At 72.8% G+C, this 14,023-nt stretch carries 11 protein-coding genes; 8 read left to right on the top strand and 3 right to left on the bottom strand.

Features of this window, described 5'->3' with window-relative positions; all coding sequences use genetic code 11:
* Nucleotides 1-22 precede the first annotated feature (22 nt).
* Nucleotides 23-292 carry a WhiB family transcriptional regulator gene (locus tag ACH4N1_RS10130; protein WP_363086494.1) on the bottom strand — a complete coding sequence of 90 codons (270 nt, stop codon included), beginning with the start codon at nt 290-292 and terminating at the stop codon, nt 23-25.
* Between the two features lie 716 nt (nt 293-1,008).
* Here ACH4N1_RS10130 and ACH4N1_RS10135 point away from each other — a divergent pair.
* The 4 genes from ACH4N1_RS10135 to ACH4N1_RS10150 all read left to right on the top strand — a co-directional run bounded on the left by ACH4N1_RS10135 (nt 1,009) and on the right by ACH4N1_RS10150 (nt 4,985).
* The gene (locus tag ACH4N1_RS10135) at nt 1,009-1,503 is read left to right on the top strand and encodes a cysteine dioxygenase (protein WP_398096013.1); all 495 of its coding nucleotides are present in this window, start codon (nt 1,009-1,011) and stop codon (nt 1,501-1,503) included.
* Nucleotides 1,504-1,578: 75 nt separating this feature from the next.
* Nucleotides 1,579-2,538: a 2-phospho-L-lactate transferase gene (cofD, locus tag ACH4N1_RS10140; RefSeq protein WP_398096015.1), complete on the top strand. Its 960-nt coding sequence runs from the start codon at nt 1,579-1,581 to the stop codon at nt 2,536-2,538.
* On the top strand, nt 2,535-3,839 hold the full coding sequence (locus tag ACH4N1_RS10145; RefSeq protein WP_398096016.1) for a coenzyme F420-0:L-glutamate ligase: 1,305 nt from the start codon (nt 2,535-2,537) through the stop codon (nt 3,837-3,839). Before cofD ends, ACH4N1_RS10145 begins: the two co-directional genes overlap by 4 nt.
* 102 nt (nt 3,840-3,941) lie before the next feature.
* Nucleotides 3,942-4,985, top strand: coding sequence for a DNA-3-methyladenine glycosylase family protein (locus ACH4N1_RS10150; protein WP_398096018.1), 1,044 nt, complete (start codon nt 3,942-3,944; stop codon nt 4,983-4,985).
* Between the two features lie 109 nt (nt 4,986-5,094).
* Here ACH4N1_RS10150 and ACH4N1_RS10155 read toward each other — a convergent pair whose 3' ends face one another.
* Both ACH4N1_RS10155 and ACH4N1_RS10160 read right to left on the bottom strand, forming a co-directional pair.
* Nucleotides 5,095-6,177: a sugar phosphate nucleotidyltransferase gene (locus ACH4N1_RS10155; protein ID WP_398096020.1), complete on the bottom strand. Its 1,083-nt coding sequence runs from the start codon at nt 6,175-6,177 to the stop codon at nt 5,095-5,097.
* Nucleotides 6,178-6,384: 207 nt separating this feature from the next.
* On the bottom strand, nt 6,385-7,908 hold the full coding sequence (locus tag ACH4N1_RS10160; RefSeq protein WP_398096022.1) for a peptidoglycan recognition protein: 1,524 nt from the start codon (nt 7,906-7,908) through the stop codon (nt 6,385-6,387).
* 129 nt (nt 7,909-8,037) lie between these two features.
* Between ACH4N1_RS10160 and ACH4N1_RS10165 the strand changes: the two genes are divergently transcribed.
* The 4 genes from ACH4N1_RS10165 to ACH4N1_RS10180 all read left to right on the top strand — a co-directional run bounded on the left by ACH4N1_RS10165 (nt 8,038) and on the right by ACH4N1_RS10180 (nt 14,019).
* A complete protein-coding gene (locus ACH4N1_RS10165; RefSeq protein ID WP_382784580.1) occupies nt 8,038-8,796 on the top strand; it encodes a TIGR03089 family protein in 759 nt (252 codons plus the stop codon).
* Nucleotides 8,797-9,183: 387 nt separating this feature from the next.
* Nucleotides 9,184-10,260, top strand: a complete 1,077-nt coding sequence (locus ACH4N1_RS10170) for an LCP family protein (RefSeq protein WP_398096023.1) — start codon at nt 9,184-9,186, stop codon at nt 10,258-10,260.
* Nucleotides 10,261-10,525: 265 nt separating this feature from the next.
* Nucleotides 10,526-12,280, top strand: a complete 1,755-nt coding sequence (locus ACH4N1_RS10175) for an LCP family protein (protein ID WP_398096025.1) — start codon at nt 10,526-10,528, stop codon at nt 12,278-12,280.
* 53 nt (nt 12,281-12,333) lie between these two features.
* Nucleotides 12,334-14,019 carry an LCP family protein gene (locus ACH4N1_RS10180; RefSeq protein WP_398096027.1) on the top strand — a complete coding sequence of 562 codons (1,686 nt, stop codon included), beginning with the start codon at nt 12,334-12,336 and terminating at the stop codon, nt 14,017-14,019.
* The last annotated feature ends 4 nt before the right edge of the window (nt 14,020-14,023 follow it).

Consider the following 14,023-nt stretch of genomic DNA (forward strand, 5'->3'; position numbering starts at 1 on the left):
GAAGCCGCGGGCCGGGCCGTGTTCAGACAGCCGCCTTCTTCAGCCGGCGGCGCTCCCGCTCGGACAGTCCGCCCCAGATGCCGAATCTCTCGTCGTTGGCAAGGGCGTACTCGAGGCATTCGGAGCGGACCTCACAGGCGAGGCAGACCTTCTTGGCCTCGCGGGTGGAGCCGCCTTTCTCGGGGAAGAAGGACTCGGGGTCGGTCTGGGCGCACAGTGCGCGCTCCTGCCAGCCGAGTTCCTCGTCCGTGTCGTCGACGTCGACCAGCAGTTGCTGCACCAGCTCGGTCATGTGCGCCCCTCGCTCTGTCTTTCGCGTCCCCGTGACGTGGCCGTTACCGATGTCGGCTGAACGACACGAGTGAAATTACAAGTGTGCTGCTCCGGGCGAGTCAAGCTGAGATCTGCTATTGGGCCTCTTATTCACTCTGCGGAACCAAGGCCGTGCGTTAAGTGTTCAAATCGCCATAAACCTTGACACGCAGATGAGGCCCCGAAAGACCTCCGCCCCGCGCACCTCCTGTGCGGGGAAGGACGCCCGAGGGAGCGATCTCGTTCCGACACGCGCCCGGAAGCGAACCGGATCACAGTCGGATCACGGGATCGCGACGGGTCCTCGCGCCCGGCTTGTGCGCCATGTGTCCCGGTGAGGGCATGCACAAACCTCTCACCTTGCAGATGGACCTGATGAGGTGAACCGGTCTCGCCCTATGGCTGCCGAGTTGACACCGAAGGTGTAAACCGCTGTCCTTGTGGGCATGCTCGCGAACTTGGCGCTCACCCCGACCCGCACCGCCGGGTCCCACGGTGCTGCCCGGACGCGCTGTAGCTGTTGTCGCCGTTCCAGCTGTTGAGCCTGCCCCGCCGCTCCGGCTGCCCCTGAGTCCGACCTCGACTCGGCTGCCTGTTCCACGCCCTCACCAGGGCACCCCTCTCGCCCGTGATCCGGGCGGACGGCACGTGACACCCAGCCCCCACCTCTTCTCCCGCCGAGGACCACCGCATCCCATGAACAGCGACAGCGACCTCCAGATCGCCGGCGACATCCTCGAAGTCCCGCACCTCCTCCAGGCCCCCCGCGAGCACCCGGCCACCGTCGCCGAGTTCGCCGGCCTGGCCCGGTCCATCGCCGCCGACCGCTCCCAGTGGGAGCACCTCGTCCGGTACGACGCGGCCAGCCGCTGGTACCACCGGCTGCGCACCGGCCCCGGCTACGAGGTGTGGCTGCTGTCCTGGGTGCCCGGACAGGGCACCGGACCGCACGACCACGGCCGTTCCTCCGGGGTGCTGACCGTCCTGGAGGGCACGCTGACCGAGCGCACGGAGCGCGCCACGCGCGCGTTGACGGGCGGTGCGCAGCGCGTTTTCGCTCCGGGGTACGTCCACGAGGTGGTCAACGACACGCTGGAGCCGGCCGTGAGCCTGCACGTGTACTTCCCCGGCCTGACCGAGATGCCGATGCACGCGGCGCCGTCCTGCGAGGGGCGTGCCGTCACCGCGTGACCCGTCGACCGTCGGCCGGGGCGGTGGGCGGTGACTGTGTGACGGGTTGTCGTACGCGCCTGCAAGACTTGGCGCATGCGCATTGTGGTTCTGGCAGGCGGCATCGGTGGTGCCCGGTTCCTGCGCGGTCTGAAGCGGGCCGCGCCGGACGCGGACATCACGGTCATCGGCAACACCGGGGACGACATCCACCTCTTCGGGCTGAAGGTCTGCCCGGACCTCGACACAGTGATGTACACGCTCGGCGGCGGCATCGACGAGGAGCAGGGCTGGGGGCGGGCCGACGAGACGTTCCGCGTCAAGGAGGAGCTCGCGGCCTACGGCGTGGGGCCCGAGTGGTTCGGGCTGGGCGACCGGGACTTCGCGACGCACATCGTGCGGACGCAGATGATCGGCGCCGGGTATCCGCTCAGCGCGGTCACCGAGGCGCTCTGCGACCGGTGGAAGCCGGGCGTGCGGCTGATCCCGATGAGCGACGACCGAGTCGAGACGCATGTCGCCGTCGAGGTGGACGGCGAGCGCAAGGCCGTCCACTTCCAGGAGTACTGGGTGCGGCTGCGGGCGTCGGTGCCGGCCGAGGCGATCGTGCCGGTCGGGGCCGAGCAGGCGAAGCCCGCGCCCGGTGTGCTGGAGGCGATCGCCGAGGCGGACGTCATCGTCTTCCCGCCGTCGAACCCGGTCGTGTCCATCGGCACGATCCTCGCCGTGCCCGGCATCCGTGAGGCGATCGCCGAGGCCGGGGTGCCGGTGGTGGGCCTCTCCCCCATCGTCGGGGACGCGCCCGTGCGCGGGATGGCCGACAAGGTGCTGGCGGCGGTCGGTGTCGAGTCGACGGCCGCCGCGGTCGCCGAGCACTACGGCTCGGGGCTGCTGGACGGCTGGCTCGTGGACACCGTCGACGCGGGTTCCGTGGCGCGGATCGAGGCCGCCGGGATCCGCTGCCGGGCCGTCCCGCTGATGATGACGGACGTCGACGCGAGCGCGCGGATGGCCGCGCAGGCGCTGGCGCTGGCGGAGGAGGTGCGGGGCGCGTGAACGCGGAGACCGGTTACCGGGTCTGGGCCGTCGGCGGGCTGCCCGAGGTGCGGGCCGGGGACGACCTCGCCAAGCTGATCGCCGCCGCCGAGCCGGGGCTCGCCGACGGGGACGTCCTGCTGGTGACCTCGAAGATCGTGTCCAAGGCGGAAGGACGCGTCGTCCGGGCGGACGACCGGGAGGCCGCCATCGACGCGGAGACCGTGCGGGTCGTGGCCCGCCGCGGGGCGCTGCGGATCGTCGAGAACCGGCAGGGTCTGGTCATGGCGGCCGCCGGCGTCGACGCCTCCAACACCCCCGCGGGGACGGTGCTGCTGCTGCCCGAGGATCCGGACGCCTCCGCGCGCGCGATCCGGGACGGGCTGCGCGACATGCTCGGCGTCGACGTCGGGGTCCTCGTCACCGACACCTTCGGGCGGCCCTGGCGCGCGGGACTCACCGACGTGGCGATCGGCGCCGCGGGCGTCCGCGTGCTGGACGACCTGCGGGGCGGCACGGACGCGTACGGCAACCCGCTCGGTGCCACCGTCGTCGCCACGGCGGACGAGCTGGCCGCCGCGGGCGACCTGGTCAAGGGGAAGGCCGCGGGGCTGCCCGTGGCCGTGGTGCGGGGGCTGCCCCAGGTCGTGGCCGGCGGCGACAGGGAGGGCGCCCGTGCCATGGTGCGCGGCGCGCGCGACGACATGTTCCGGCTCGGCACGTCCGAGGCCGTACGGCTGGCGGTCACCCAGCGGCGGACCGTGCGCTCCTTCACCGACGAGCCGGTCGATCCCGGCGCGGTGCGGCGGGCCGTGGCCGCCGCCCTGACGGCGCCGGCGCCGCATCACACGACGCCGTGGCGGTTCGTGCTCCTGGAGTCGGCGCGCTCCCGGGTCCGGCTGCTGGACGCCATGCGGGACGCGTGGATCGAGGACCTGCGGCGGGACGGCAGGTCCGAGGAGTCGATCGCCAAGCGGGTGCGGCGCGGGGACGTCCTGCGCAACGCGCCCTGTCTGGTCGTGCCGTGCCTGGTGACGGACGGCTCGCACACCTACGGCGACCCGCGGCGGGACGCGGCCGAGCGGGAGATGTTCGTCGTCGCGACCGGGGCCGGGGTGCAGAACTTCCTCGTCGCGCTGGCCGGGGAGCGGCTGGGGTCCGCGTGGGTGTCGTCGACCATGTTCTGCCGGGACGTGGTGCGCGAGGTGCTGGAGCTGCCCGCGGACTGGGATCCGATGGGGGCGGTGGCGGTCGGGCATCCGGCGGAGGAGCCGAAGGTCCGGGGCGTGCGGGAGGTGGCGGACTTCGTGGCGGTGCGGTGACCTCCGGGGGGTGCGGCGCCTACCCTCGTAGGGCTCCGGTCGTCTCGTGGCGCGGCCTCTCCCGGTCCGCTCGTACGACCCCGCTCAGCTAGGACCTCGCTCGTGGCAGGACGCTTCGATCCCCGGCCCCCGCTCCCCCACGGCCCGAAGGGCGCGGGCGGGGGCCGCGTGCCCGTGCGCGGCGGGTCCGCCGGCGCGGGTGCCGGGGTGCCTGGACAGGCGTCCGCGGCCGGGCGGGTGCGGACCTGGGTGCCGGACGGGCCGCTCGATCTCGCACTGGTGCTGGGGCCGCTTCGGCGGGGGCCCGCGGACCCGACGTTCCGGGCGATGCCCGACGGGTCGGTGTGGCGGGCCAGTCTGACGCCCGGCGGGCCGGGGACGCTGCGGGTCTCGGTGGCGCCCGGTGAGAGCGCGGTGCGCGGGGAGGCCTGGGGGCCGGGGGCCGAGTGGCTGCTGGAGCGGTTGCCCGAGTTGCTCGGGGCCGCGGACGATCCCGACGCCTTCGTGCCCCGGCACCGGCTGGTGGCGATGACCCGGCACCGGCGGCCGGGGCTGCGGCTGCTGCGGACCGGGCTGGTGCTGGAGTCGTTGATCCCGTCGATCCTGGAGCAGAAGGTCACGACGGCCGAGGCGTACCGGGCGTGGCGGACGCTGGTGCGCAAGTTCGGGGAGCCGGCGCCCGGGCCCGCGGCGGGTGGGCGGCTGTGGGTGATGCCGGCGCCGCGGACCTGGGCGCTGATCCCCTCGTGGGAGTGGCATCGGGCCGGGGTCGACAACAAGCGGGCGTCGACGGTCCTGCGGGCCGTGCGGGTCGCCGGGCGGCTGGAGGAGGCGGTCCGGATGCCGCCGGACCGGGCGCGGGCCCGGCTGGAGGCCGTGCCGGGGATCGGGCCGTGGACGTCCGCGGAGGTCGTGCAGCGCAGTCACGGGGCGGCGGACGCCGTGACCGTGGGGGATCTGCATCTGCCGGGGATCGTGGGGTGGGCGCTGGCGCGGGACCGGTACGCGGACGATGCCGTGATGCTGGCGTTGCTGGAGCCGTACGCGGGGCAGCGGCACCGGGCCGCGCGGTTGATCCTGTTGAGCGGGAGGACGCCTGAGCGGCGGGGTCCTCGGATGCCGGTGGGGGACATCGGGAGGCTCTGAGGAGAGGGCCGTCCGGGATGCGCCCCCGCCACTCCCGCCGCCCCGCCCTCCCCGCTCTCGGCTTCGCCCGCCCGGGGCGCGCTCCCGGACGGGCCGGACGGCGGGGCGGCTACCGGTCCGAGGAGAACCTCAGGGCGGCCGCCGGGATTCTCGCGTCGCACCACACTCTCGCTCCGTCGCGGAGTTCGTTGTCGGCGCCGATCACCGCGCCGTCGCCGATGACCGTGCCGGTGAGGATCGAGCGTTCGCCCACGCGGGCCCGGGTGCCGATGAGGGAGTCGGTGATGACCGCGCCGGGTTCGATCACCGCGCCGGGCAGGATCGTCGAGCCGAAGACGCGCGCGCCCTCCGCGACGAACGCGCCCTCGCCGACCACCGTGCCGCCGGTCAGCTTGGCGTCGGGCGCGACCGTGGCCGTCGGCAGGATCAGGCGGTCGCCGCAGCGGCCGGGGACCGCGGGGGACGGGGCACGGCCGAGGACCAGGTCCGCCGAGCCCCGGACGAAGGCCGCCGGGGTGCCCAGGTCCAGCCAGTACGTCGAGTCGACCATCCCCTGGAGGTGGGCGCCGGCGGCCAGGAGGCCGGGGAATGTCTCGCGTTCCACCGAGACCGGGCGGCCGGCCGGGATCGTGTCGATGACCGAGCGGCGGAAGACGTAGGCGCCCGCGTTGATCTGGTCGGTGACGATCTCCTCGGGGGTCTGGGGCTTCTCCAGGAAGGCCAGCACCCTGCCCGTGTCGTCCGTGGGGACCAGGCCGTACGCCCTCGGGTCCGTCACCCTCGTGAGGTGCAGCGAGACGTCCGCCGCCGTCTCCTCGTGGGTGGCGACCAGTCGTCTGATGTCCAGGCCGGTGAGGATGTCGCCGTTGAAGACGAGCACCGGGTCGTCGGGGCCCGAGCGGAGCCGGGACGCGACGTTGCGGATGGCGCCGCCGGTGCCGAGGGGCTCCTCCTCCGTGACGTACTCGATGTGGAGGCCCAGCGACGAGCCGTCGCCGAAGTACGGCTCGAAGACCTCGGCCAGGTAGCTCGTCGCGAGGACGATGTGGTCCACGCCCGCCGCTCTCGCCCGCGCCAGCTGGTGCGTGAGGAACGGCACCCCCGCCGCCCTGACCATGGGCTTGGGCGTGTGCACCGTGAGCGGGCGCAGCCGGGTTCCCTTGCCGCCGACCAGGAGGATCGCTTCTGTCACCTTCGTCTCTGCTTCCTGCCGGGACCGGCCGAACTGTCTTTCGGCCGGCCAGTGTATGCAGACGGTGGTGCGGCAACTTCGATGGCCGTGCGGTGTCCCACGCGCAGTCCCCCCGACGGCTATGGACGGTGCCCCCCGTTGGACGTGTCCCCGTCCCGCCGGAGGCCGCCGGGGCCTCCCCGGCCCCGGGGTTCCGGTTTCGCGGCGTCAGCGGCCCTGGTAGCCGGCCGCGGTCGTACGGGCCGAGCCGAGCTTGCCGTAGAGCTGCCGCCCTGGGCATTCCGTGGCGAAGCCGTCCCGGTGTCCGGAGATCACGTTCAGTCGTACGTTCTTACCTTTTCGGTAGAGATTGCCACCGCCGGACTTCAGGTATGTCTTGCCGTTCGGATTGGCGCCGAACAGGCCCAGTTTCCATGCCGTGAGGCGGGCGACGCCCTTGACCGCCGCGGCGGACGGCTTGGTGGACGTGAACGTGCCGAGGACGGCGATTCCCATGCTGTTGCTGTTGAAGCCGAGGGTGTGGGCGCCCAGGACCGGCTTCGCCACGCCCCCCGCACGGCCCTCGTAGATGGTGCCGCACTTGTCGACGAGGAAGTTGTAGCCGATGTCCCGCCAGCCCATGCTCTTGACGTGGTAGCGGTAGATACCGCGGATGAGGGAGGGGACCTGTGAGCACTTGTAGGTGTTCCCCGAGGCCGTGTGATGCACGAAGGCGGCCTTGACCTTCGCCGTGTACACGAAGCTCTTCTCCCGCAGCTTCTCGTCGGCGCCCCAGCCGCGGCGCGTGACGATGCCGGGGCGGGGGCCGATGTACGGCTTCGCGCGCTGAGCCGCCGTCAGTTCGCCGGAGCGGAGGGCGAGGAGTTCGCGTTCGGTGCCCGCGAGGTCGAGGGCGGGGATCTCGGCGGCGCCGAGGGGGGCGAGGGCGGCGTTGGCGGCGGAGGCCTCCACCGACTCGGCCGTCGTGCCGGCGGCCGACTCCGCCGCCGTGCCCGCCACCACGTCGGCCGCCGCGTCCACCGCCGTGCCCGCGACCGCGTCGGCAGGGGCGTCGGCCGGAACGCCGGCCGCGGCCCGAGCGGTGGCGGCCCGGTCGCGGAGCGGGCCCACGGGGGCGTGGGCGGGGGCGGTGGTGCCGGGGTCGACGAGTTCCAGGCGCATCCCCGCGGGGAGTTCGAGGGGCGAGGACACGGTGCGGGAGCCGTCCGCGGTGTCCTCCGTACGCCGCTCGGCGTCCGGGCTGACGCGGACCTCGACGCCGTCCGACTCCCCCACCCACAGCGGGGCGGTGGCGCCGCGGACGTGGCCCGAGGCGCGTTCGGGCGTGTCGGGGTCGGCGCCGTGGTCGGCGTTGTGTGTCTCGACGTCCTGCCAGCCGGACCAGGTGCCGGTGCCGGCGGCGCGCGTACGGACCTGGACGCGGCCGTGCAGTTCGGCGTCCGGGTCGTCCCAGACGACGCCGAGGAGGGAGAAGGACCGTACGTCGCGGGGCGGCAGGCCCTGTTCGGCTCCGGTGCCGCCGCCGGCACGGTCGCGGGCGAGGGGGGTCAGGGGCAGCGACTGGGTGCTGCCGGCGAGCGGGGCGGCGGGGCCGGCGGGCCGGGCCGCGGCGGGCGCCGCCTGCGCGGTCGACGCCGGACGCGTCGTCACCGCGGAGGCGGGGGGCGTCAGCGGGAGGGCCAGCGCGGCCGCACAGGTGACGCCGATCGAGGAAGCAAGCAGTCCACGCATGCCACCGATCGTGGACATAGCCATACATTTCTGTCCATCGGGGTCTTGACGGGGCGTCGGAGGGCGTTCGGCCGAACCGGTGGCCCGGTGGCGGGCGTCCGCCCGGGGGTTGCGCGTACGCTGACGCGGGTGAACGCCACTGACCGCACCCCCGCCGACCTGCTGCGTTCCGCGCTCGCCGCGGATCCCGCCCGCCCTCTGGTGACCTTCTACGACGACACCACGGGCGAACGGGTGGAATTGTCCGTGGCCACCTTCGCCAATTGGGTGGCCAAGACCGCCAACCTCCTCCAGGACGGGCTGTCCGCCGAACCCGGTGACCGCGTCGCGCTGCTGCTGCCCGCGCACTGGCAGACGGCGGTGTGGCTGGTGGCGTGTTCCTCGGTCGGGGTCGTCGCGGACGTGGCCGGTGATCCGGCCCGCGCGGACTTCGTCGTGGCCGGGCCCGGCCGGTTCGAGGCGGGACTGGCGTGCCGGGGCGAGCGGTACGCGCTGTCGCTCGCGCCGCTGGGCCGCCGCTTCGTTCCGGCACCGCCCGAGGGGTACGCCGACTACGCGGTGGACGTCCCGACCCACGGCGACCGTTTCGCGCCGTACGCGCCCGTCGATCCCGAGGCGCCGGCGCTGATCGTGGCCGGCGCGGAGTACACGGGCGCGGAGCTGGTGGAGCGCGCCCGCGCCGACGCGCCGGCTCTCGGCCTCACGGGCCCCGGCTCCCGCCTCCTGTCGGGCCTGCCGTACGACACCTGGGAGGGCCTCAGCGCCGGCCTGTACGCCCCCCTGGCCACCGGCGGCTCGGTCGTGCTGTGCCGGAACCTGGACGAGGCGTCGGAGGAGACCCTGACCAGGCGCATCGACAGCGAGCGGGTGACGGCCACCGCGCGGTAGCCGCGACGCGCCCCGGCCGGCGGACGGTCCCCGGGGCCCGGCCCCGGACCTCGGGGACCGCCGGCGCCGCGGTCCGCCGTCCGCCCGGCCCGCTCCCCCACCCGTCACCCGTCACCCGTCACCCGTCCGGCCTCCCCCGACCGCGCTTCGCCCGTGCTCGCGGCATCGTCGTAGGCACTGCACGGCGTTTTCGTACGGTGAGCGGGAGGGGCGGGTGCCGGCGTGAGCGGGAGTGAGGGCGCGGCAGAGCCTCTCGGGGCGGCAGAGCCTCTCGGGGCGGCAGGCGGGGCGAGCGGGCGCCTCGGGCCGGGGAGCGGGGCGTCCGCTCTCGGTGCGGGGCTCGCGCGGCGGCGCCGGCGGCGGTGGGCGGCGGCCGGGCTGGGGACGGTGGCGCTGCTGGTGGTGGGGGCCGGGGTGGCCGGGTGGGTGGTGTACGCCAAGCTCGACGGGAACATCACCCCGGACGAGGCGGCCGCGGCGGAGCTGGCCCGGTACGCGAAGGAACGGCCGACCGCCCTGGTGAAGGACGCGCGCAACGTGCTGCTGATCGGTTCGGACTCGCGCGCCGGGGACGGCAACAGCGCGTACGGGCGGGACTCGGGGACCGAGCGGTCGGACACGACGATCCTGCTGCACCTGTCCGCCGGGCGGCGCAGCGCGACCGCCGTGTCGATACCCCGCGATCTCATGGTGGACGTGCCGGCCTGCCGGCGTCCGGACGGCTCCCGGTCGGCGCCGATGTTCGCGATGTTCAACCACTCCTTCCAGACGGGCGGTTCGGCCTGCACGATCCGGACGGTCGAGAAGCTGACGGGCGTCCGGATCGACCATCACGTCGTCGTCGACTTCCACGGCTTCAAGAAAATGGTCGACGCCCTCGACGGCGTCGAGGTGTGCCTGAAGGAGCCGATCCGCGACGAGGCGGCCAAGCTGCGGCTGCCCGCCGGGCGCGTGAGACTCGACGGCGAGCAGGCCCTCGGCTACGTCCGCGCCCGCAAGACCCTCGGCAACGGCAGCGACACCGACCGGATGGACCGGCAGCAGCGGTTCCTCGGCGCGCTCGTCGACAAGGCGCAGAGCAACGACGTCCTGCTGAATCCGGCGAAGCTGTACCCGGTGCTGGACGCGGCCACGTCCTCGCTCACCACGGACCCGGCCCTGGCGAGCCTGCGCGGCCTGTACGACCTCGTGCGCGGCCTGCGCGACATTCCCACCGGGCAGGTGCGCTTCCTGACCGTTCCGCGGGAGTCGTACGTCTACAACGCCAATCGCGACCAGCTCGTGGAGCCCGCGGCGGAGAAGCTCTTCGAGCGGTTGAGGACGGACGCGCCCGTCTACGTCACCGGAAAGGAGCCAGGGAATTCCACCTCTTCGGAGTCGCCCGATCACGATGTGTACGCGTCACCGAGTCCCGCCGAACCGACTTTCCGGGGGAACACGGCCGGCGATCACACCTGCACGTGAGCCGCGCGCACGGCCGCGGGTAAAACGCTTCCCAAGCCGACCGGTCACGGCGAACTCCAGTTCCAGGAATTACCCCGTATTGCCCGGTTGTAGGGACGTGGAATGTGTCACCGCCGTCGCTGCGCGCCGAACTTGGCGGATAGTGTGAGCGATCCGGTGCACCCGGCCTGAGGACCGTTCCGGGGTCGAGCACTGTGTGACCGAGACCCGAGCGCCTTAGAGGGGGAAAGGCGCCGCGTGGCCCCGACGGAGGATTCGGACAACCGTGGACGCGCAAGGCCGTGGGCGGGCGGAGAACATCGACCCCGCAGACCAGTGGGTACTCAATCCGGACACCGGCGAATACGAACTGCGACTGGCTGCTTCCGCACCGCAGTCGACGGTCCCCGGACCCCGTGGCCGTACCGCCCGCCGCGCGGGCGGCGGGCCGGGCCCCGAGGCCGCCTCGGGCAGCCCTGCGAAGGCTCCGGAACGGGACGCCCCGGAGGTTCCGGGGCCGCGCCGCCGCCGCGGTGCTCCGGAGGAGCCGCCGCCGAGCAGGCGCGGGCGCCGGCCGGCGAAGAAGGCGAAGGCGAAGAAGGTCCTGCTGTGGACCGGCGGGGTCATGGCCTTCGTCCTGGTCGGCACCGCCGGCGCGGCCTACCTCTACCTCGAGCACCTCAACGACAACATCACCTCCGTCTCCGACGACGGCGCGAGCACCGGCGGCTTCAGCAAGGACAAGGCGATCAACATCCTGCTGATCGGCACCGACAAGCGCACCGGCGCGGGCAACGCCGGCTACGGCGACTCCGGCAGCCCGGGCCACGCCGACACGACGATCCTGCTGCACCTCTCCAAGGACCGGACGAACGCGACCGCGCTGAGCATCCCGCGCGACCTGATCGTGGACATCCCGGACTGCCCGACCGAGCAGGAGGACGGCAGCAGCAAGGTCATCAAGGGCACCGAGGGCGCCCGCTTCAACACCAGCCTGGGTCAGGGCGGCCGCACGCCGAGCTGCACCGTGCGCACGGTGACCGAGCTGACCGGCGTCCAGGCGGACAATTTCATGGTGGCCGACTTCAACGCGGTCAAGACGCTGACGACGGCGGTCGACGGAGTCGAGGTGTGCCTGGCCAAGGACATCGACGACCCGGACTCCCACCTGAAGCTGTCGGAGGGCACGCACACCGTCCAGGGCGAGCAGGCGCTGGCATTCCTGCGCACCCGGCACTCGGTGGGCTTCGGCGGCGACCTGAGCCGGATCGGGATCCAGCAGCAGTTCCTCGGCTCGCTGATGCGCAAGCTGAAGTCGAACGACACGCTCACCAGCCCCACCAAGATGATCAAGCTGGCGGAGGCGGGCACGAAGGCGCTGACCGTCGACTCCCAGCTGGACAGCATCAACAAGCTGAAGGACCTCGGTCTGGAGCTGGGCAAGCTCAACACCAAGAACCTGACCTTCACCACCGTGCCGGTCGTCGACAACCCGGCCGAGAAGGTCAAGGCCACGGTCGTCCTGAACCAGTCGACCGCGCCCACCGTCTTCCGGATGATCCAGGACGACGTGTCCTTCACCGAGGTGAAGGAGCAGGCGAAGGCGTCGAAGGACGCGGCGGCCGCGGCCGCGGCGGCCCGGCTCAAGGGCACCCAGTCCGCGGCCTCCGAGGTGCGGGTGCGGATCATGAACGGCGGCGCCAAGGGCGGCAGCGCACAGGCCACTCTCAGCTGGCTGCAGAATGATCAGGGCGTGACGAAGTCCGAGAACGCGGGCAACGCGCCGGAGGAACTCAGCAGGACGACGCTCGAGTACGCGCCGGAACAGGCCGCCCAGGCACGCAAGCTCGCCGCCGTCATGGGGCTGCCCGGGACCGCGCTGAAGCCGGGCGAGAGCGTCACCAACTCCCAGGGTCTGCCGACGATGACGCTGACGCTGGGCAAGGACTTCAAGGGCGCGGGCGTCTCGCTCACGGCCCCGACGACCGTGCCGGACACGGTCGACAAGTCCACGGCGGACAAGGTCGAGTGCGCCAAGTAGGTAACCCTGCGGGCCCGTCAAGCGTCTGACTTGACGCGGGACGGGCCCGTGTCATGTCAGGCGCACGGCGGGGAGGGGCAGGGCCAGTGGGGCGGAGCACTGTACGGGGGACGGTTCCCGGGACCGGGGACACCACGTCCACGACGGCGGACGACGGGACGACGGCCGAGGGCGGCACCGCGGAGGACGGCGCCCGGGACGGCGGCGGCGCGGAGGACGGTGGCGCGGGCGGCACCGGCCGCAGAAGGCGCAGACGGCGCGCGCTGCGCTGGTCGGCGACCGTGCTCACCCTGGTGATACTGGGCGGCGCGGGGGCCGGATACCTCTACTACGAGCATCTCAACGCCAACATCAAGAGCGACGAGCTGAACCTGGGCGACGCCAAGGACCGGGCGGCGGACACCAAGGCCAACGAGGCCGGGCAGAAGGCGCTGAACATCCTGCTGATCGGTTCGGACGCCCGGGACACCGCGGAGAACCAGAAACTCGGCGGGGCCAAGGACACCTTCAACGGCACGCCTCTCGCCGACGTCCAGATGCTGCTGCACGTGTCCGCGGACCGCAGCAACATGTCGGTGGTGAGCATGCCGCGCGACACCCTGCTCGACATCCCCAAGTGCACCGACCCGGACACCGGCGAGGTGTACCGGGCGCTCACCCGGGAGATCACCAACTCCTCGCTGGGGCGCGGCGGGCCGGGGTGCACGGTGGCCACCTGGGAGAAGCTCACCGACATCCACGTCGACCACTTCATGATGATCGACTTCGCCGGTGTGGTGTCGATGGCGGACGCGATCGGCGGCGTCCCGGTGTGCGTGGACGCCAACGTCCACTCGCACACCAGCACCGGCAAGGGCTCCGGCCTGAAGCTGGCGGAGGGCACCCACGACATCAAGGGCGAGCAGGCCCTCCAGTGGCTGCGCACCCGTTACGGCTTCGAGGACGACACCGACCTGGCGCGCGCCAAGGCGCAGCACATGTACATGAACTCGATGGTCCGTCAGCTGCGCTCGGAGGCGAAGCTGTCCAACCCCAACGGACTGCGCAAGCTCGCCGAGGCGGCCACGCAGGCGATCACCGTCGACGACGGCCTGGACAGCATCAAGAAGATGTACGACCTGGCGACCGAGCTGCAGAAGGTGCCCACCGAGCGCATCACCATGACGACGATGCCCAACCGGTACGACACCGCGCAGCCCGGCCGGGTGGTGCCCACCGAGGACGCGGAGAAGCTGTTCCGGCTGGTGCGTGAGGACATCGCCCTGGACGGCAAGGACGCCGCGAAGGCCACCGCGAGCCCGTCCCCGTCGGTCACGGACGCGGCCGCCGCGGACGACGAGATCGCCGTGCAGGTCCACAACGGCACGTACACCGACACGTTGGGCGCGGCCCGCGGCCGGGCGGCCGCGGTGACGGAGCTGCTGGTCGGCAAGGGCCTCACCGGGGCCAAGGCGGACACCTCGCCGGCCACCCCCGAGAAGACGACGGTGATCCGCTACCCGAGCGCCGACCTCCAGGCCGACGCCCTGCGGGTGGCGAAGGTCCTCGGGATCCCGGCGGGCCAGGTGAAGCAGTCCACCGAGGTCTCCGGAGTCACCCTCTTCGTGGGCGCGGACTGGCGTTCGGGCACGGCGTACAAGGCGCCGGTGAAGGACGACAGGACGCCCGCCTCGGCGGAGACGATGAACGCCGCCGACACCAGCCAGTGCATGCACGTGGACCCGGCCTACACCTGGTAGACCG

Source organism: Streptomyces sp. NPDC017202, assembly GCF_044331705.1.
Classification (GTDB): domain Bacteria; phylum Actinomycetota; class Actinomycetes; order Streptomycetales; family Streptomycetaceae; genus Streptomyces.